The organism is Rheinheimera sp. ATLC3, from assembly GCF_059429535.1.
The window spans coordinates 2,728,330-2,747,744 of sequence record NZ_CM182103.1; the positions used below are offsets into that span (position 1 = coordinate 2,728,330).

The 19,415-nt window shown below is 50.7% G+C and carries 15 protein-coding genes; 9 read left to right on the forward strand and 6 right to left on the reverse strand.

The features are described 5' to 3' along the window. The first annotated feature begins 84 nt into the window (after window positions 1–84). Genes AC5SV9_RS12670 through AC5SV9_RS12690 form a run of 5 tightly spaced genes read left to right on the forward strand, consistent with a single transcriptional unit; the run spans window position 85 to window position 6,150 of the window. Window positions 85–1,002 carry a hypothetical protein gene (locus AC5SV9_RS12670; protein ID WP_475149836.1) on the forward strand — a complete coding sequence of 306 codons (918 nt, stop codon included), beginning with the start codon at window positions 85–87 and terminating at the stop codon, window positions 1,000–1,002. Further along, on the forward strand, window positions 986–2,425 hold the full coding sequence (locus AC5SV9_RS12675; RefSeq protein WP_475149834.1) for an aldehyde dehydrogenase family protein: 1,440 nt from the start codon (window positions 986–988) through the stop codon (window positions 2,423–2,425). Before AC5SV9_RS12670 ends, AC5SV9_RS12675 begins: the two co-directional genes overlap by 17 nt. Then, window positions 2,422–3,396, forward strand: a complete 975-nt coding sequence (gene speB, locus AC5SV9_RS12680) for an agmatinase (RefSeq protein ID WP_475149832.1) — start codon at window positions 2,422–2,424, stop codon at window positions 3,394–3,396. The genes AC5SV9_RS12675 and speB overlap by 4 nt, the downstream gene beginning before the upstream one ends. Then, window positions 3,397–4,242: a response regulator transcription factor gene (locus AC5SV9_RS12685; RefSeq protein WP_475149830.1), complete on the forward strand. Its 846-nt coding sequence runs from the start codon at window positions 3,397–3,399 to the stop codon at window positions 4,240–4,242. It abuts the gene before it with no gap. A gap of 9 nt (window positions 4,243–4,251) precedes the next feature. Then, window positions 4,252–6,150, forward strand: coding sequence for a M1 family metallopeptidase (locus tag AC5SV9_RS12690; RefSeq protein ID WP_475149828.1), 1,899 nt, complete (start codon window positions 4,252–4,254; stop codon window positions 6,148–6,150). A gap of 80 nt (window positions 6,151–6,230) precedes the next feature. Here the strand turns inward: AC5SV9_RS12690 and AC5SV9_RS12695 are convergent, their stop codons facing one another. The 4 genes from AC5SV9_RS12695 to AC5SV9_RS12710 form a co-directional block, all read right to left on the reverse strand. Further along, entirely contained in the window at window positions 6,231–6,911 is a 681-nt protein-coding gene (locus AC5SV9_RS12695; protein WP_475149827.1) for a C39 family peptidase, read from the reverse strand. Between the two features lie 99 nt (window positions 6,912–7,010). Then, window positions 7,011–7,532, reverse strand: a complete 522-nt coding sequence (locus AC5SV9_RS12700; RefSeq protein ID WP_475149824.1) for an NlpC/P60 family protein — start codon at window positions 7,530–7,532, stop codon at window positions 7,011–7,013. Between the two features lie 10 nt (window positions 7,533–7,542). Next, entirely contained in the window at window positions 7,543–8,973 is a 1,431-nt protein-coding gene (locus tag AC5SV9_RS12705) for an aminotransferase (RefSeq protein WP_475149822.1), read from the reverse strand. Window positions 8,974–9,100: 127 nt separating this feature from the next. Continuing rightward, entirely contained in the window at window positions 9,101–10,015 is a 915-nt protein-coding gene (locus AC5SV9_RS12710; RefSeq protein WP_475149821.1) for a LysR family transcriptional regulator, read from the reverse strand. A 148-nt stretch (window positions 10,016–10,163) separates the two neighbouring features. Between AC5SV9_RS12710 and AC5SV9_RS12715 the strand changes: the two genes are divergently transcribed. Both AC5SV9_RS12715 and AC5SV9_RS12720 read left to right on the forward strand, forming a co-directional pair. Further along, entirely contained in the window at window positions 10,164–12,584 is a 2,421-nt protein-coding gene (locus AC5SV9_RS12715) for a TonB-dependent receptor (RefSeq protein ID WP_475149819.1), read from the forward strand. 68 nt (window positions 12,585–12,652) lie between these two features. Further along, complete coding sequence (locus AC5SV9_RS12720; RefSeq protein ID WP_475149818.1) at window positions 12,653–13,813, forward strand: MFS transporter; 1,161 nt, start codon at window positions 12,653–12,655, stop codon at window positions 13,811–13,813. On the opposite strand, the gene AC5SV9_RS12725 is transcribed toward AC5SV9_RS12720, so the two are convergent. Continuing rightward, entirely contained in the window at window positions 13,814–15,673 is a 1,860-nt protein-coding gene (locus AC5SV9_RS12725; RefSeq protein WP_475149815.1) for a C39 family peptidase, read from the reverse strand. A 362-nt stretch (window positions 15,674–16,035) separates the two neighbouring features. Between AC5SV9_RS12725 and AC5SV9_RS12730 the strand changes: the two genes are divergently transcribed. Together AC5SV9_RS12730 and AC5SV9_RS12735 are read left to right on the forward strand one after the other, a co-directional pair. Further along, window positions 16,036–17,895: a beta-propeller domain-containing protein gene (locus AC5SV9_RS12730; protein WP_475149814.1), complete on the forward strand. Its 1,860-nt coding sequence runs from the start codon at window positions 16,036–16,038 to the stop codon at window positions 17,893–17,895. A 117-nt stretch (window positions 17,896–18,012) separates the two neighbouring features. Next, on the forward strand, window positions 18,013–18,432 hold the full coding sequence (locus AC5SV9_RS12735; RefSeq protein ID WP_475149813.1) for a GFA family protein: 420 nt from the start codon (window positions 18,013–18,015) through the stop codon (window positions 18,430–18,432). Window positions 18,433–18,435: 3 nt separating this feature from the next. On the opposite strand, the gene AC5SV9_RS12740 is transcribed toward AC5SV9_RS12735, so the two are convergent. Further along, window positions 18,436–19,338, reverse strand: coding sequence for a LysR family transcriptional regulator (locus tag AC5SV9_RS12740; protein ID WP_475149811.1), 903 nt, complete (start codon window positions 19,336–19,338; stop codon window positions 18,436–18,438). Window positions 19,339–19,415 lie beyond the last annotated feature (77 nt).

The following is a 19,415-nucleotide window of genomic DNA, read 5'->3' on the forward strand; positions in this document are numbered from 1 at the left end:
ATCGTGCAAACCGATAGTTACTAACATGCCAGTGCCAACGGCCACTGCTAGCATCGGTTGAAATTAGCGCAAAAAGGACGCCTTATGCGAGTCTATTCTCTATTGCTCGTTAGCTTGTTAACCGCCTGCAGTAGCGGCACTAAGTCTGTAATGCCAGCGCTGCCAGAGCAAACGGCAGCAGCAAACTTTATTCAACTGGATCAGAACACCGATTATCAGTTTGACCGGGGTGAGGGTACGCACCGGGTGCGTTTTAACTACAGCGGTAAAAACTGGACCGTGGCCGATGTGGCCGCCATTCGTATCGATACCAAAGCGCCTATTGCGATAATTCCGCAGCAATATACGACAGAAGGCAAGATGATGCCGGGCGCTGCGGTTAATGGCCGCAATGTGGGCAAGCAGTGGAATGAAATCACCCAGCAGGAGATGGCCTGGCGCTTACGGCAGCAAGGCTTTTTCGTGCTGACGCCCAGCATTCAGTACTACGGCGAAAACCTCGATGGTTATCAGGCGTTTGAGCATTTCATCGCCGCTATTCACAAGGGTAACCCGCATGTGCAAACCGTGCTGCTGACCGCCGATGCGCATAATCCTAATGTGCAAAACCCGCTACCGGGAGCTCAAATGCTGGTCACCGGCACTAACCCGCGTAATCCTCAGTGGGAAGCACTGATACAGCGCCATATCGCCTCGTTTTATCAGCAGGTTGGCCTCGGTAATCAGGGCGCCCGGGTACGCGGAGGCCATTCGGATGTCGAGGGCTCCTCAGCTGCCTGGCATCCGCTGATTGAGCGCGCTGCCGGCTTCGGCGCAACGGTCAGCATTATGGAGGTCAGCCGCGCTATCGATATTGTTGAGCAGGCTGGCAGTATCGACAACGGTCGGCAGTGGGCGGCCCCGCTGTTCGATGCGCTCACTGACGCGATGACCGAATGGGCCTGCCTGCAAGGATACCGCCTGAAACGCTGCGAGGAACTTAGTTATGTTACAACGCATTAATGCTCATTATGTTAACGGTCAGTGGCGCACCATTGCGGCGCCGGACTGGCATACACTGGTTAACCCGGCCAGTGGTGAAGCCTATGCCTGTGTTGCCCGCGCTGATGCCGGCCTGGTAAATGACGCCGTATCCGCTGCCAGCCATGCTTTTCCTGCCTGGGCTGCACTTAGTTTTGTACAGCGTGCTGAGTACCTGGCAGCCTTTATTCAGCAGCTACAACAGCGCCGTGACGAACTGGTCGAAGCCGTGGTGACAGAACTGGGTGCACCACTATGGTTTGCCCGCGAAGTGCATGTGGATGACCCGTTAGATGCCTTTGCCAAACATCTGGAGTATGCCCGGGTGCTTGAGAACGAGCAGTTGCAGCTGGATGCACGCTTAAAGCTACGTAAAGAGCCTGTAGGAGTATGTGCGCTGATTACGCCGTGGAATTATCCGCTGCATCAAATTATTGCCAAGCTGGCGCCAGCTTTATTAGCTGGCTGTACTGTGGTGTTAAAACCAGCTGAGCTAACGCCAAAAACGGCGCTTTGTGTTGCGATGGCTGCCGATGCCGCTGGTTTGCCAGCCGGTGTGTTTAATCTGGTGCTGGGTAGCGGTAGCCAGATTGGCGATATTTTATCAACGCATGCCGATATTGATTGCGTGTCTTTTACCGGCTCAACCGAAATTGGCCGGCATATTCAGCAGCAAGCGGCAGCTTCGGTTAAGCGGGTTTGTTTAGAGCTGGGCGGTAAGTCAGCCTTTATTATCAGCCCGACTGAGCAGCTTAGCGCAGCGGTAAAGCTGGGGGTAGAAGATGTAATGGCCAACTCGGGCCAAACCTGCACGGCGCTTAGCCGAATGCTGGTGCATCACAGCCAGTATGCCGATGCAGTTGCTATTGCCGCCGCCCATGCGAACAGCCTGACACTGGGCGAGCCGCATCAGGATGGGGTGTTTTTAGGCCCGTTGATAAGCGCAGCTCAGTATCAGAGCGTGCAGCGTTATATAGAGCTTGGGCTGGAAGAGGGTGCAGAGCTGGTAGCCGGCGGCGCTGAGCCGTTGCCTGAAATTGGCGCTGGCTATTACCTACGGCCCACAGTGTTTGCCAATGTTAATAATCAGATGCAGATCGCCCGTGAGGAAATTTTCGGCCCGGTGCTGTGCATTTTACCTTATCAGGATGAAGCCGATGCACTGCGTATCGCTAATGACTCGCCGTATGGCTTAAGTGGCCGTGTTTGGGCAGATGATGAAGCTACTGCGCAGCGCCTCGCTGAGGGCATTCGCGCCGGACTTATCTTTATTAATGCCGCACCCTGGCATAACGCTGCGCCTTTTGGCGGCTATAAGCAAAGCGGCAATGGCCGCGAGCTGGGTTTAAAAGGCGTAGAAGAATATCTGGAGCTAAAAGCCATTGTCACTGAGGGCTCAGCATGACTACGCATCGGCTGTTAAACCAACCCCTTGGCGGTAATGAGATGCCGCGCTTCGGTGGGCCGGCAACCTTTATGCGCCTGCCTACGGCGACAGAGCTAAGCGGTATTGATGTCGGTATTATTGGCGTGCCCTTTGATATCGGCACCTCTAACCGGCCCGGTGCCAGGCTTGCACCGCGGCAAATTCGTGACGAGTCACGTATGTTGCGCCCATACAATATGGCTACCCGCGCTGCGCCTTTTGATTCGTTGCAAGTTGCCGATCTGGGTGATGTAGCCATTAACACCTTTAACCTGAGCAAAAGCATCAATATTATCGAGCAGCATTACCGCCAGCTTACCGCAGCCAAAGTATTGCCGCTGACGCTGGGTGGTGATCATACTATAGTGCTACCGATATTACGGGCGCTGGCGGCGCAACATGGCCCGCTGGCGCTGGTACATGTCGATGCCCACGCCGATGTGAACGAGCATATGTTTGGCGAGCCGATAGCTCATGGCACGCCGTTTCGCCGGTCGGTTGAAGAGGGCTTGCTGCAGGGCGATAAGGTGTTTCAGATTGGCCTGCGCGGTACCGGCTATGCAGCTGATGATTTTGACTGGCCACGTCAGCAGGGTTTTACTGTGGTTACTGCAGAAGAATGTTGGGGCAAGTCGCTTGAGCCGTTAATGGCACAGGTGCGCCAAACTATCGGCGATACGCCTTGTTATATTTCGTTTGATATCGACGGTATCGACCCTGCCTATGCGCCCGGTACAGGTACTGTCGAAATTGCCGGTTTGACGGTGCCGCAGGCTCTGCAGATTATCCGTGGCACTAAAGGACTTAATCTGGTGGGCGGCGATCTGGTTGAGGTCTCGCCACCTTATGACACCAGTGGCAATACAGCTCTACTTGCGGCGAATTTAGTGTATGAAATGCTCTGCGTATTGCCAGGTGTACGATATCGTGAAGCGGGCAGGGATGAGTAAATGCAACTGGTTAACTGGAGCGAACAGTTACTGAGAGTACAGCAAGGCAAGGGAACTGAGCGGTTTTACCCGGCGCTGTGTCAGTTACTGGGTCAGTTGCAGCATTCGGATGAGTGCGTGGTACTGTTGTTTCGACCCGCTGAAAAACCACAATTGTTATATCAACGTGCACCTCTGCCGGGCGATAATTTTGCCTGTTATTTAAAATCGGCCTATGTGCTGGATCCGTTTTACCGCCTAGGGCTCAAGGGCAGTCATAAAGGTGTGTGGCGTTTAAGTGATATTGCACCAGACAATTACGCTGAGTTTGAACAATATTACAACAGCTATTTTCGTCATCTTAAAATTCAGGATGAAGTTGGCTTTATTATTCCGCTTGGCCTAAATCAGGGTTTCGTGCATATTGAACTGGCACAAATTGCTGGCAGCGAGTTGTTCAGGCTGGAAGTAATTGCCCAGTGGCAGGCGTTGTTTTGTCTGGTAGAGCAGTTAGTGCTGCAACACCAGCAATTGCAGGGCAAAGATAACCTCCGGCCGCAAGCGACAGGTTATCTGGTCGATGATTTTCAGCGTTGCTTTGGCAGTGAAGTCTGCACTGCACGTGAACGCGATGTACTCAATATGATGCTCGAAGGGCATTGCGTAAAAGCGATTGCCCGCCAGCTAAAACTCGGGCTGGAGACGGTGAAAATGCACCGAAAAAACCTTTATGCCAAGCTTGGTATCAGCTCGCACCCAGAGCTGCTGGCGTTGTTTATTGAGCTACTGGCTAACTCAGAAGCACCGGTATTGCGCGACCCGCTGCTGCCAGTCGCAGCTGCAGTAGAGTTAAAGCGTACGGGGTAAGGAAAGTTAATGAAAAACCGGTTATTACTCAGTGCTTTACTCGCATTTGGCACTGCATTTTCTGCTCTGGCCGATCTGTTTGCACCTTTGCCGCTACCGTTACCGCCAGGCAGTAGCAGTATTGGTGTGCCTGCAGCACAATACTGGCAACAGCAGGTCAATTACCAAATCCAAGCCGAGTTGTTGCCAGACACAGCTACGCTTAATGCCAGCGCCGACATTCAGTATCAGAATAACTCACCGCAGCCTTTAACCGAGCTTTGGTTTGAGCTGCCGCTAAACCGCTTTTTGCCCGACAGTATTAGCACCGCCCTGCATGGCGAAGGTCTGGGCAGCGCTGGTGTAACTCAGATTGCATTCTTTGCCGCGAAAAAACCGCTGCCGCTGTTACGTCAGGATACCTTTTACCGGGTAAGCCTGCCCAAGCCGCTGGCTGCCGGTGCCAGCATCAAATTAAACGTTAGCTGGCAGTTACAGTTGCCTGAGCGCACCGATCCGCGCCGGCCGCGTGCCGGTGTCGAACGATTTAGCGATGGCAGCAAGCTATTTGGCGTAGCGCTATGGTTCCCGCGTGCGGTAGCCTTTACCGACAAGGGCTGGGCGCTTAGCCCCTTTATTAAGGATGCCGAATTTGCCACCGAGCTGGGCGATTATCAGCTGGATATCACCGTGCCAGACGGCTATTTAGTGCTGGCAAGCGGTGAACTGCAAAATGCCAAACAGGTGTTAAGCAAAACGCAGTATCAGGCCTGGCAGCAACGAGACGCTGCACAGCTGGTGTTACCAGAGAGTGCGTTTAAAGCTGGCAATGAAAACCGCAGTTCAGGCAGAAAAAGCTGGCAGTTTAGCGCCAACAAGGTGCGTGACGTGGCTTTTGCCGCCGGCAATAGCCTGATTTGGGAGACTGAACAAATACAACTGAATGGTCACTGGCACAGACTAAATGTGGTTTATCCGGACAATGGTAGATGGTTGTGGCATAAGTTTGCGCTGGCAAGTACAAAACATTCTGTGCAGCAATTAGCGCAGTATTTCGGTGATTTTCCGTTTACTGTGATGAACGTGGTAAATATTGCCGGTATTGGTATGGAATATCCGGGTATCACCTTTGTTGGCTTTCGCGGCCCAAATGCCGCAATTAATGGCCCGGCACCGGCATACAGCCGCACCGAAAAGCATGATGTGCTTGGCGGCGTTATGCACGAAGTGGTACACAGCTATTTTCCGATGCTGGTAAATACAGATGAACGTCAGGAAGGCTTTTTTGATGAAGGTATGGTCAGCTTTTTGTCCTATTTACTGGAGCAGCGCTGGAGTACGGATTTTCAAAGCTTCTACGGCGACCCGGCTGAGGTTGGAGAGGTAATGAAGCAGGTTAGCTATGTCGAGCCTGCACGCCGGGCAGATCATTTCAACAGCAAACTCGACTCTCACTATCATGTGCCTGCAGTGGCTTGGGTGATATTACGCCAGCACCTTATCGGGCCTGAATTGTTTGATGAAACACTACGTGATTTTGTCCGCCACTGGCGCGGTAAAAGAGCGCAGTTTGCCGATATTATCCGCTTTGTTCATGCTAAAACCGGGCTGGATTTACATTGGTTCTGGCGCGGCTGGTTTTACAGCAATAACCATGTTGATTTAGCCATCGCTGGCATAGATGAGCAGCAAGGGAGCATAAGTGTGCGTATTGAAAACCGCGGCGGCATCGTTATGCCGTTTACGCTTAAGCTAAGTTTTGCCGATGGTAGCACAGTAGAGCGGCATATTCCGGTAGATAGCTGGCGGTTAAATAATCAGCAAGCCAGTGTGCAGGTGAAGCGCCCGGTATCAACTCTGCTGCAAGCGGAGTTAACTGCGTTAGCAGATGCCGATTTAAGCAATAACAGCCTGAAACAAACGAAGTAGAATGAAATGGCGAATAGTCCTTTAACTTATCGCCATTGTCACTTTTAGCCAACTTTCGCTGATGCAGTACTCTACTGCATCTAATCGACCGTTTGCGGAGCAAACAGGTGTAACCACAAATCATCGCCGGTGCCGTTATCGTTAATGGCATGCTCAAATTCGGCTTTCGGATAGCGGATATTTTTACCTGACACGCTGGTGTCGTAGCTGCCGAACTTTGTTAAATCCCACTTACCGTAAGGGTCATGTACCGTGTAGTACTTTCCGTCATAACCGGTGACCACCATAATATGGCCAGGTGGAGTAAACCAGCCATGCACTATAGCGGGCAGGCCTTTGCTGACATGCTCTTGTAACTGCGCAAAGGTGCCATTGGTAAGCCCGGTAGCGCGGGCCGTACTGCCGGCTTCAATGGCCAGTTGGTTAAAAGCGCCGGACAATACCGGCACATCCTGCAACAAGCCATAGCGTTGGTAAAGCTGATCAGGCACCCGCACAGTGTCAGACGGCTGCGTTATGCCAAAAAAGTCGGTCACCATCGCCAGTGAGGTGACACTGCAGGTTGATGCAGGCTTATTCTGGTTTTCCAGCTGACTGTAATAAGGTATCGGTATGGCACTGCTGGTATGGGGGTTAGTTGTAACGTTGGCGATAGCTGCCGTTGCCTGACGTGGCGCTGTATCAGCGTCCGGGCTACTACAGCCGGTCAGTGTTAAAAGCAGTAATATGTAGCCAATATTAAACGTGCGGATGATCTGCATACCAGGGCTCCTGAAAGTGTTTCAGTTACCCTAGTTGCAGAGGTTAAATAATTGAAATGATTTACTATCGCCTGTGGCGATAGAACAGCGGACAGGCGGTTACTGGCATAACTCTGGCTTTAAGCGCAGGCCGGCCTGAAAGTCGGCCTGGGGTATCGGCTCTATCCGCACATAGCCCTGATTAGAGGTCATACGGTGGATATAATTGCCATCGCCGGTGGCGATACCCACATGGGTAATTACGCCTTTGTTCCAGTTACCGTAGGTGTTTTGTAAAAACACCAAATCACCTGCTTGCAGCGCATCAATACGCTGAATTTTAGTGCCGAATTCATCGGCGGCGAGTGAATCGGCATGCTCAGGTTTTAACTCATCTCCCGGCCCAAGTTGGTCTAAATCCCATGGCTGTTGGCTTTGCAGGCTGGCAAACTTTACCCCACAGGCCTGCTTTAGTACTTCGCGGGTCCAGTTCATACACTGCTCGGCTTTGCCCTGCTCGAAGGCCTGGTTTTGCCAGGGCAGAGCCGCCTGCATTATCTTATCTGCAGGGGCAGCTACCGCGCAGCCTTGTTGCAATAAACAGCCCAGTAACAGGCCGCAAAATAAATGACTTTGACGCATAGTGCTCTCCTTAAGCGCAGATGCTTTTTGCTGGATGCGTATCATGCTGGCGAACTAAATGCCCTTCAGCATAGAGATCGTCGATGGTCAGTTCAATCGCTTTGCGTAAGGTCGCAACGATATCATCAATTTGTGATCGGCTAATGGTCAGCGGCGGTGACATCACGTTTAAATGCACTATCGGCCGCACAATCAACCCTAGCGTTTCGGCGTGATCGGCAATGCGTTTACCAATGTCCAGCTCTTCCGGGAATAATGCCTTGGTTTTTTTGCAGCTTACATTTTCCACACACACCATCAGTTGCATACCACGCACCTGGCCAACAATAGGTAAATCTTCCAGCGTTTTCATCTGCTGCTGAAAATAAGGCCCCAGCTGCTGCACGCGCTCTAGCAGCTGCTCACGCTGGATAATTTCAATGTTTTTTAGTGCTGCGGCGCAAGCCACCGGGTGGCCGGAATAGGTAAAACCGTGGGCAAAGCAGCGACCATGGCCGGGTTCACTTATCAGCTGGTGGATACGATCAGAGTAAATACAGGCGCCCAGTGGCTGGTAACCTGAGGTTAGGCCCTTGGCTGTAATGATAATATCCGGCTCAATATTAAACACTTCTTTGGAGGCAAACCACTGGCCAAGCCGGCCAAAGGCAGTGACAACCTCATCTGAGACATAGAGCACATCGTACTTACGGCAAATCTCAAAAGTAGCCTGATGATAACCTTGCGGCGGCACTATAACACCACCGGCACCAAATACTGGCTCAGCATAAAACGCCGCGACTTTGTCCGGGCCAATGCGCAAAATAGTTTGCTCCAGCTCATCAAGCAAAAAACTAAGATACTGCGCTTCAGTTAAACCCTGTGGCGCGCGATAGTAATTAGGGCAGCTGATGTGATGAATAGTATCACTGATAAAATCAAACTCGGGTGGATGATCGCCGGCCTTGCCACCAATCGACATCGATAAGTAAGTTGAGCCGTGGTAGGAGTTCTTGCGCGAGATAATATGTTTTTTCTCTGGCTTACCACGGCAATTTTGATAGTACTGAATCAGCCGGTAGGATGAATCGACCGCGGTAGAGCCACCGCAGGTGAATATAACATGGTTTAAATCGCCCGGTGCCAGCCCGGCCAGTTTGGCTGCCAATAAGGTGGCTGGCACATTGGTCATATCGACAAAGGGGTTGGCAAAGGCCAGCTGGCGGCATTGCGCGGCTATAGCGTCAGCCATTTCAGTGCGGCCCAGGCCAATGTTTGTGCACCATAATCCCCCAACAGCATCCAGGTAGCGGCGACCGTTTGTGTCTTCTATATAGCATCCGTCGCCATAACTGATAGGTAAGGCACCTTGCTCACTAAACACATCAAATACTGTCCAGGGGTGGGTAAAGTGTTGTTTGTCCAGCCGATTTAGTTCGGTGGTGTCAAAAGGCATGTTCATAGCGGACTCCTGTTTCGTTGTGACAGGTTGTACCGTAGTTCCGCCAAATACAGCCATTCCCTGTTCGGGCGGATGAGGGCGCCTTTACCCCCGTTTGTGGGTGCTCAGTTACCTGGCGTCAAATAAGCTAGCCCAGCTCGCCGCTTTGCTTGCTAAAGGCTATGCCCTGCTCGGTAAGCGCATTTAACAGCCATTGCATGCCTTGGCCAACCGGCGTTTCACTTTGCCACACCATATCTACACAATGCGGAAACGACACTGCCTGATGGCTGGTGGGTAGTTTAACCAGCTCACCACTTTGTAGTTGGCGCTTAATTAAATGCAGCGGCAGTTCAGCCCAGCCTAAGCCTGCCGTCACTGCGTCGATTAGTAATGTCGAGCTGTTGGTGAACCAGATATTGCTGGATAAATCTGAATCAAAGCGGCGAAAGCCACTATCGGCATCGGTAATACGTAAATGGCGGTGTTGTGATAAATCGTACGGTGTCACCTGACTTAGCTGCGCCAACGGATGCAGGCTGCTGACAACTGTGCCGTAATGCACATGGGAAATACCACGAAACGCCACGTTCTCCGGGTAGTCATCCTGGCTGATGGCGATCGCAATATCCACCTTTCCCTGTTTAAGCAGCTGATACCCCTGCTGATGGCTGGCTTTTAGCAGCATAAGCGAGGTGTTGGCAAAGTGCTGTTTAAATTCCTCAGCCACTTTTAGCATAATTGGCACCGGCAGCGCCAAATCATCAAAGGCCAGGCTGATTTCAGTTTCGACATCTTTATTTAAGTTTTGAATCCTGCTCAACAGGTTGTTGTAACTTTTCAATACAGACTTGATATCGTTTAACAGTGCTAATCCTTCAGCGGTAAGCGGAGGGGTACGTTTGCTGCGGTCAAACACTTCAAATCCGGCGTCTATCTCAAGATTGCTGATCAGACCACTTATCGACGATTGTGCCTTACCCAGTTTACGGGCCGCGGCTGAGAAGCTGCCGGTCTCGACTGTAGTTAAAAACGCCTGTAACTGTTCAAAGGATAATTGCATTTTTATCGCCTTAACCGATGGTTAGCAACTGTACTTAGCATTAAAAAGCTTTTATTGATGCTAGTGTACAAGTTCTGAGCAAATAATTTAGCAGGATTACCAGACTTGTAAATTAAAAATAATAACGGCAACAGGAAGGAAACTTAGCATGGTACCTTTTACTAAACACAGGTTAAGTCTGGTAATTTCAGCAGTGTTACTGAGCGGGGCAGCTTATGCTCAGCAAGCAGAGCAAAGTGGCACTGAGCAAACTAAGCAAGAAAAGCAAATTGAAGTGATCACGGTAACCGCCTCTGGCCGGCCACAATTAGCATCGGAAATTCCGATGAATATCAGTGCTATGACCGAAGCTGAATTGCGGGAAAAACGCATTGCAAACCTAAAAGATTTAATTGCCGACAGCGTCGAGATCAGCGCACCAGGTAACAGTGCCCGTTTTGCCGACTCAGTATCAGTACGTGGTTTAAACGTATCGGGCGTTAACGCCAATAACATTCAGCAGTTTATCCGCACTACTATGGCGTACTATCTGGATGCGACGCCGCTACCAAACATCAGTTACCGTATAAAAGATATAAACCGGGTAGAAACCCTGTTAGGCCCGCAGGGCACCCTTTATGGAGCCGGCAGTTTAGGTGGTACCATCCGTTATATCACCAATCAGCCGGTGCTGGACGATTTCCAGTTCGACTTCAATACCAGCCTGTATCAAACCAAAAACGGCGGCGTTAGTAACGATACCGATATCGTCGTAAACGTGCCTCTGGGCGAGCAGGTGGCGCTGCGTGCCTCCCTGGCTAACCTAAATGAAAAAGGCTACACCGACCGTCAGGTCAACCCAAGCTGGTTGGCTGACAGTGAAGGCTTTCCAGGCGACCCCAGTCCGAACCAGACTTTGTATAAAGATGATGATTACCAGTATGTTACCGGCGGCAAGGTGGCATTGTTGTGGCAGCTAAGTGATGATGTAAAACTGACCTTTAGCCATATTCAGCAGGATCAGCTGGCGCATGGTACTAACGGTGCAGCGCGCCTTCCGGTTGACCGTGCCTGTAAAGGCATTGCTGATTGTGAGCTAAGTTCCTTTGAAACGCCTTTTCAATACAACGACCACACTATCGTAGCCCGTTTTGAAGAATATGCCGACCGCGAACTGACCATGGATACACTGGATTTAGACTGGCAGTTATCGGGCATGAAACTACACAGCACCACCTCGTTTTACAAAGACAGCAGTATTGGCCAGGCCGATTACGCCTCACAGGGCGATGCCTATTACGGCTGGATCCCGGGTCTGGCACTGGATGATGGCAACGACTCGGCTTATATGACCTTTGATAACACTTACAAAGGCCTGACGCATGAAACCCGCCTAACCTCAGATAATGACAGCCGCTTTAGCTGGATTGCCGGGCTGTATTACACCGATCAAAAGCGCAATTTCCGATTTTCTGAGTGGTTTGAAAAGTTAGATGAAATTGCTGCTCAAACGGCATGGGCGGCGATTGATCGCGGTGCGGTCGGCGGAGTGCCCGGGCAGGGCTATGAGGAAGATTTAGGCAGTAAATACAAAGAGCTCGCTTTGTTTGGTGAGTTGGGTTATGACATCACCGACAAGCTAAATGTCACCGTTGGCGCCCGGGTGTTTAACTATGAAGATACCGGCCTGGCGCTGATTAAAGACTACTTAGGTACGACTGACTCAGACCGTGAATTTAGTAATAAAGAAAATGGCGAGAGCTTTTATAAATTTAACGCCTCGTACAAGTTCAGTGATGAAGTATTCGCTTATTTCACTTATTCGCAGGGCTTCCGTCGTGGCGGGACTAATGGCTTCCGCGATGAAGGCGGCCAGCTGGTGGCCGATGACGTGCAAAACTACGAGCCGGATTCTACCGACAACCTGGAACTGGGCGTAAAAGGTTATCTGGCCGATGGTTGGTATGTACAAACCAACGTGTATCAGATTAGCTGGAACAACGTACAAACCTATTTCTCGCAAACCATTGACGGAATTTTCCCGGTTAACGGCACTACCAATGGCCCGGATGCGGTTACCCGGGGCTGGGAGTTAAATACCCGTTATTATTTAACCGACAATATTACGCTAAGCTATGCCACTGCCACGACTGAGGGTAAATGGGATGAAACCTTAACCAAATGTGTGTATCAGGACGTGGCAGAAGATGATAATGAGTGCCGTACCTGGAACAAGGGCGGTTTGCTGGGCGGCTCGCCAAAATGGCGGCACAACTTTGGTGTGCGTTATGACACCGATTTTGATAACGGCATGACAGCTTATGCGTCGTTAAATGGCCGATATGTCAGCAAAGTGCAGAACGACCGCCAGGACGACCCGACATCACCGGTATTTGAATACCCGTCGTACACTACTTTTAGTGCCAACATTGGCTTTGGTAAAGATAACTGGGATGTGGCGATTTGGGCGCAAAATCTGACCGATGAAGATGCCATCGTATCAAACTTAAATGGCGGTGTACTGGGCCGGCGCACCATAGCGCTGACGCCACGCACTATTGGTGTTAATTTCTCCTACAAATACTACTAACAGTGATGTAGGCTAAATAAAAGTGAGCCGGTTCGCCGCGCTCACTTTTTTGCTTTAAGGAGCCGTAGATGCAGGAATTATCAATGGATACTGAAGTTAAACCATCCGGTTACTGGGCTGAATATGCCGGCCTGATGCTGATTGCCATGATGGGCGCGGCGGTGACCAATCTAATGCCACTAATTGTCGGTGCGTTTTCTGATAGTGGTTTATTCAGCACCCAACAGGTAGGTTATCTGGCCGCTGCCGATGTGGCTGGTATTCTACTCTCTACCACTTCCGCTTTTTGGTGGGTGCGCCGGGTGCCATGGCGACCAGCTGTGCAGCTGGGTTTACTGCTGTTTATTGGCGCAAATCTGCTTACCAGCCAGGCAGAGGGGTACAGTGCTTTGTTGCTATTACGCGTTGTTGCCGGTGTCGCCTGTGGTATTAGTTATGCCATAGCGTTGGCGGCATTGGGTGATTCTACCCGGGTAGATAAAGCCTTTGGCGTGATGGTGACAATACAGGTGGTGTTCGGCACAGTCGGTTTTATGGTGCTGCCAGAACTTATAACGCGTTTTGGTTACGGCGCGATTTACCAGAGTTTTAACCTGTTTTTGCTGGCAGCCTTGCTGCTTAGCTTTATCCGTTTTGCGCAAAACCAAAAGCCACAGCACAGTGTGCGCTTTGAACTTAAAGGCCGTTTAGCGCCTGCACTATGGGTGTTTTTTGGTGTGGTGCTGTATTACTTTGCTCAGGGCGGTGTTTGGGGATACCTCGAACGTTTAGGTGTATCTGCAGGGTTAACCATGGCTGAAGTCGGCTATGTATTGGGTTTAGGCTTTGCCATTAGTGCGGTAGGTTCAATGTTATCCGGTGTTTTTGTCAGCAAATATGGCCGCACCGCAGCGCTGTGGCTAACTGTAGCAATTCAGTTACCCTGTTTGCTGGCGCTGGGTTTGCTAAGCACAGGCCCGGCCTGGCTGATTTATGCTGCAGCGACCATTGTGTATCAGATTTTCTGGAGCTTTGTAGTGCCGGTAATGATGGGCATTTTTAATGATGTCGACCCGTCAGGCCGCTTAATTGTGTTTTGCTTAAGCGCCTTTAAAGTGGGCTTAATGCTGGGGCCGCCGATAGCGGCGCTGACTATCAGTACCTTTAGCCTGACGGCAGTGCTACCTTTGGGTGCTGTAGCTATTGTATTAAGTGCGCTGTGCCTGCAACTGGCACAGCGCAGGGTTTAGTTACTCAAACCGGTGCAGCCACAAGTCATTGCCGCTGCCATTATCGTTAATGGCATACTCAAATGCCGCTTTCGGGTAGCGCACGCCCTTGCCGGATTTACTGGTGTCATAGCTGCCCCATTTTTGCAGGTTCCACACACCGTAAGGGTCGTTTACGGTGTAATGAGTGCCATCATAACCGGTTACTACCAGTATATGGCCCGGCGCGGTAAACCAGCCGTGCACTATGGTAGGTTTGCCGGCACTGGCCAGCGCACGCAGTTGGCTGATGGTGCCGTTAGTCACGCCAATATCGCGTAGCGGGCTGCCTTTTTCCTGCGCTATGGTATTAAAGCCCCAGGCCAGTGAGGATACGTCCTGCAGAACACCAAAGCGGTTGTTTAAATAATCCGGTGTACGCTGGCCCAGCACTGCAGGATCGGTTAAGCCAAAGTAGTCGGTAATCATTGCTAGCGACGTAATGCTGCAGGTGCCATAAGGGTTAACGGCGTTAAGTTTCTGGTCCCAGTACGGCACAGCTTGCGGAGCCGGGGGCGGCGGCGTTGGGTTGCCGGTCAGATAGTTTTTAAAGGTGTTATTCCCGGCTGAGCAGTCGACATCAGCATCAAAGCTGCTGCGCTGCCAGTTAACATTACTCCAATCCTGCCACACCGCTTGCGGCACGGCGCCGCCAGGCACACGCCAGATACTGGCATTAGGGCCGGCTACATTTAAAAAGCTGTTTAATTGTGCCGGGCTGATAATATCGTACTCGGTAGAAACGATATGCCAGATCGGTTTATTGGCACCCAAAGCACGGTACTCGCAGTTGCCAGTTTCAATCCAGCGTTTCGGATCGGCCATATAGCTGCTGCCCCATACTTCAAGATAGGTTTGTGGCATGTGAAAATCGACGTACTGATCGATGATATCTACGCGCATGCCCTGATCAGCCGGATTACTCCAGGTAGTGGCTCCCAGCGGGAAATCACTCGTGGCGTAGCCATCGTTGATGGCGCGGGTACGGGCGGCGCGAAACGCCTGAAACAGGCTGTGCAGTTCAGTGGTTTTATTGTTAAATTCCACCTCAACGTCAGAGACAAAGCCAACATAACCATAGCGGGCGGCCTGATACAACGCATCGGCCTGAGCCGCATTGTTACCCGGATAATTGTACGACCATGCCCATGGCTCTATGCCTTTATTTTTGTATATGTTAGTGGTTGTGGTTGAGCACGCATCGACAAACAGTGAACAGGCGGCAGCATCGTCAGCAATTTTGATAAAGATGCGCTTTACGCCCATGGCGGCAAGCTCATTAGCCAGCTGGGTGTGGGTTTTGTTTACACCCGCTTCGTCGATATACCAGAGCCAGGCACCAAACTTGTTCACCCAGCTGCCAGGCAGGGCAGTGTTTTTTACACTGGTGTAAAACTGCGCCGACCAACGGGTAGTAAAGCAAGCCGTGCCGCCCTGCAAATACTGACATTTGGCTACTTCGTCAGAAGTAAAATTGCCATAGACATTATTTGGCGTGCCGTCGCTGCGCTGCTCATAGCAGTGATTACCATATTGCGCTGAGCGCACCGAACCATCGGGGCAGCTGCCTGTGCCGCGCAGGTTAGTGATAAAGGCACGTGACCAGCGTAGTACACTGATATTAGTTCCATTAACGCTTGCGGTGTGTGGTGTAGTACAGGCACTGCCACCACCAGCACTAACGCAGCGGTCGGTCATGGTTTTGGTAAAGGGGCCATATACATCGCTGCTGTTGGCACAGAAGCTTAAAGTGTTATCAAAGCTGCTGCCATCAGGGCACAGTGCCAGGGTGTCAAATGAAGCCAGTGCTGATAGCAGCAATAGGCCTGTTAGATATTTCATTGTTCTCTCCAACTGTTATTTTTTTGTAATCCGTATTGTTATCTCACTACTCCTTGTAGTGGCGCTGGCACGGTACAGCTGGGCCATCGACAGACTATAAAAACTGCAAAACAGCTTGGGAAAATAGATAGCATCGGCTGATACGATGAATTGTTTCATTTTTGTGAAAATAAAGAGGTGGGGAGACTGCTGTCCTGTGAAAGTTAAATCGGAACAGATAAAAAGAATAACTGTGGTCTGTCCTATTGGGTAGTAGTTACATTTTATGTTTCGCTTACATTTTTACACAACTGCCCACCAGTAAAGTGTCTACATTATTCGCTAATTATTTACATTTTAAGTGGCAACTAATAGGGAGGTGAATGATGCGTACTCTATATTCATTGGCAGTTTTAGTCAGTACGACAATACTGAGCGCCTGTGGTGGTAGTTCAGATAACGATAACACCACGACTGATTTATGGCAGGTTTCAACCGATAAAAGCAGTACTGCATCATTAACGCAGACCAATGCGCCAACACTGACACAGTATATGAAGTTTGGCCTCTATGCCCAAACTACCAGCGTGGGTGAGGAAAATCCTACACCCACTCAACCAGCCGATTCAGGTACCAACCTGATTACACCGGGTGTTGATGAAGCTGACAGGGTGAAGTTCAGTGACCGCATTTTATACGTAAGCGGCAAAGATGCGGACACTGGTAACCCCTACCTTAAACGTTGGTTCCGCGAAGCTGACAGTGGCTTGACTGCTATGGCAGCACTGCCGTTAGCGGATCCGCTAAAGCGGATAAAAGGGCTTTATGTAGATGAGGGGCAGTTAACGGTGCTGGGAGATGACCAGCAAGATTATATCGGCCTGCTGACCACGCCGGCAGAGAGTGTTAATAGCCGCACAGTTGTACAGTTGTTTGAGCAAGGTAATGCGGTATATCAGCTTGAGCTTGATGGTGCATTACTGGATAGCCGTCGGACGGATGATGCATTATGGCTGGTTTCGCGCTACCGGCCGCATGCCGCAGGTTTATTGGGATATGCAGCAACTGAGGCCGATAAGCGCCACAATATGGCAGTGTTACAAGCTGCCAGTCTGGCTGAGCTGCTACCAAAGCGCAGAGTCAATAATGCCGAAGCTGAACCCATGTTCAGTGCTGACCAGTGCTATCTGCCTGCAGATATTCAAAATAATGAAGGCAGCAGCAATATGGTGGTGATTACCCGGCTAAGTACCAGTGCGCCTTATCAAACGCAAAGTGCCTGTGTTGTCGGCGAAATCACAGACTTCTATATGTCAGCCCAGCATTTATACCTGCATGGTTTGGTACTGGAGCAGACCGGCGCGCAAACAGTAGTGCATAAGTTCAGCCTTAAAGATAGTGCTGCGGGCTATCAGGCAACTGGTGCGGTAGACGGACAGATAGCCGCCAGCCAGACCGATTTTATGCTGTATGAAAAAGACCAGACACTGCTGCTGTTTAACTCAGTTAGTGGTGAAGAAGGGCCTATGCACCGGCTTTGGGTGCTGCAGCAAGAGGGCGATACACTCAATACCGTGGCGCAACTGCCAAATCAGCAATACCCGAATGAAGTCATCGGCAAGCCAGGCGAGGCCATTTATGGTGTCAGGTTTACCGGTGACCGGGCCTATGTGGTGACTTTTGAGCGCACCGATCCCTTATATACCTTTGATATCAGTAACAAGTTACAGCCGCGGGTGATTGGCGCTCTGGAGATCCCTGGCTATTCAGCTTATTTGCATAGCGTCACTGATGATCTGCTGTGGGGTTTAGGCCAAAACATTACGTTTGATGAACAGGGCGAACCTGTCTGGAACAGCGCCAGTGCAAAAATTGCGTTATTTGACGTCAGTGCTGATGATGCCGTACTCCAGGATGATTTGCTGTTTAGCGGTCAGTATTCGCCGTTGGAATATCAGCATCATAGCCTGGCTGCGCTGCATCAATCCGGCACGACACGTATGGCCGTGCCACTTAGCCGTTTTGATGATGAGTTAGGGGAAATGGTCAGTTTGTTGCTGCTGGAAGTGGCTGATAACGGTGTTATGCAAAAAGTCGGCGAATTAATACCTGAATACAATCAGCGGGCAAACAGCTGGGAAGCGCGTACTGTGCTGGTCGAAGACGACATTTACTTTGTGCTGGGCGATACGGTGTATCACAGTGTATGGCAACAACCTGATCAGATTGCCGCACAATATTAAATGCTGCGGCAGGCTCGGGTTGCGGTGCGCCCAGATTGCAAGTGGACGCCGCGCCCACCTTGCACTAGGTTTATGCCAACGGGCTTAGCGGTTTAACGTCATTGTAAGGAGGGCAGCATGTCGGTTCAACGTCACGGCCAGTGTTTATGCGGTAAGGTTAAAATCAGTGCCAGCTCGGCAGGCAGCAAGGTGGGGGCCTGCCACTGTGGTATGTGCCGGCGTTGGGGCGGTGGCCCTCTGCTGGCTGTCGACTGTGGCAGCAGTGTCAGTTTCGACGGCGAGCAGTATATCCGGGCTTTTCGCTCGTCAGACTGGGCATCACGTGGTTTTTGCAGCGAATGTGGTACCCATCTGTTTTACCGTTTAAGCCAGAACGGTCAGTACATCATGCCGGCCGGGCTGTTCGAGCAGGCAGATGATCTGGTGTTTGATCATCAGGTGTGCATCGATAGCAAACCCGGCTACTACAGTTTTGCCGAACAAACACATAATATGACCTGCGATGAGTTGTTTGCCGCCTTTGCGCCGCCACAATAACCTTTACTCTGCTGTTGTCTGGCTGGCCTGCTGTTTTGCCAGCCTGATAAAGGTTTGCAATTGGGTATTGTGTTGCTCGTGCTTACGGTAACCAACATAAATATGTTTATTAATACCGCTTTTGCCAAGTCGCAGTACTTTGACCGGCAGCTTTTGGGCGTATTCCAGCGCTAACCATTTCGGCATCGCAGTCACACCACGGTTTGCCGCCACCATCTGCAGAATAATATCGGTAGCCTCCAGGGTTTTGTGTAACCTTGGCATGCATTGGGCAGGTAGCAAAAATTGCTGAAAAATATCCAGCCTGGCGGTTTCAACCGGGTAGGTCAGTAAGGTTTGGTCGCTCAAATCTGCCGGTGTTAACTGCGTTAACGAGCTGAGCTTATTCAGCTGGCCGACAACCAGCACCAGTTCATAAGGGAATACCGGCTCAAACAGAATCTGTTCTTTCAGGATAGGATCCGGCGTTATCAGCAAATCAATATCGTAGTTAAACAGCGCTGCCATACCGCCAAACTGAAAGCGCTGCTTAACATCAATATCTACTCCCGGTGATTGCGCCAGAAAAGGCTGAACCACCTTAAGCAGCCACTGATAGCAGGGATGGCATTCCATGCCTACCCGCAAACTGCCTCTTTCGTTGCCGGCAAACTGGCGCAGCGTTTCATCAATACGTTCAAACTGAGGCAACACACGATTGGCTTGTTCCAGCAGATAATTACCCGCTTCGGTCAGGCGGATCTGCCGGCCGTCTTTTAACCACAATGCGATGCCTGATTGAAGTTCCAGTTTCTTGATACTGTGGCTTAATGCCGACTGTGTCAGATTAAGGCTACTGGCCGCCGCAGTTAAAGAGCCCTGGCGGTTAATCTCGCGCATAATGCTCAAATGTATTTTTTCAATCACGCTGCTACCTATGACTAAATTTCATTGAATTTAGAAAATACAGCAATTTTTATCATGCGTACAGCGGTCAATATGCA

What these genes read in the sequence shown, in the direction of transcription:
- AC5SV9_RS12715 (WP_475149819.1), top strand. Translation starts at nt 10,164, where the DNA reads ATGGTACCTTTTACTAAACACAGGTTAAGTCTGGTAATTTCAGCAGTG.
- AC5SV9_RS12670 (WP_475149836.1), top strand. Translation starts at nt 85, where the DNA reads ATGCGAGTCTATTCTCTATTGCTCGTTAGCTTGTTAACCGCCTGCAGT.
- AC5SV9_RS12695 (WP_475149827.1), bottom strand. Translation starts at nt 6,911, where the DNA reads ATGCAGATCATCCGCACGTTTAATATTGGCTACATATTACTGCTTTTA.
- AC5SV9_RS12730 (WP_475149814.1), top strand. Translation starts at nt 16,036, where the DNA reads ATGATGCGTACTCTATATTCATTGGCAGTTTTAGTCAGTACGACAATA.
- speB (WP_475149832.1), top strand. Translation starts at nt 2,422, where the DNA reads ATGACTACGCATCGGCTGTTAAACCAACCCCTTGGCGGTAATGAGATG.
- AC5SV9_RS12690 (WP_475149828.1), top strand. Translation starts at nt 4,252, where the DNA reads ATGAAAAACCGGTTATTACTCAGTGCTTTACTCGCATTTGGCACTGCA.
- AC5SV9_RS12710 (WP_475149821.1), bottom strand. Translation starts at nt 10,015, where the DNA reads ATGCAATTATCCTTTGAACAGTTACAGGCGTTTTTAACTACAGTCGAG.
- AC5SV9_RS12675 (WP_475149834.1), top strand. Translation starts at nt 986, where the DNA reads ATGTTACAACGCATTAATGCTCATTATGTTAACGGTCAGTGGCGCACC.
- AC5SV9_RS12735 (WP_475149813.1), top strand. Translation starts at nt 18,013, where the DNA reads ATGTCGGTTCAACGTCACGGCCAGTGTTTATGCGGTAAGGTTAAAATC.
- AC5SV9_RS12725 (WP_475149815.1), bottom strand. Translation starts at nt 15,673, where the DNA reads ATGAAATATCTAACAGGCCTATTGCTGCTATCAGCACTGGCTTCATTT.
- AC5SV9_RS12720 (WP_475149818.1), top strand. Translation starts at nt 12,653, where the DNA reads ATGCAGGAATTATCAATGGATACTGAAGTTAAACCATCCGGTTACTGG.
- AC5SV9_RS12705 (WP_475149822.1), bottom strand. Translation starts at nt 8,973, where the DNA reads ATGAACATGCCTTTTGACACCACCGAACTAAATCGGCTGGACAAACAA.
- AC5SV9_RS12685 (WP_475149830.1), top strand. Translation starts at nt 3,397, where the DNA reads ATGCAACTGGTTAACTGGAGCGAACAGTTACTGAGAGTACAGCAAGGC.
- AC5SV9_RS12700 (WP_475149824.1), bottom strand. Translation starts at nt 7,532, where the DNA reads ATGCGTCAAAGTCATTTATTTTGCGGCCTGTTACTGGGCTGTTTATTG.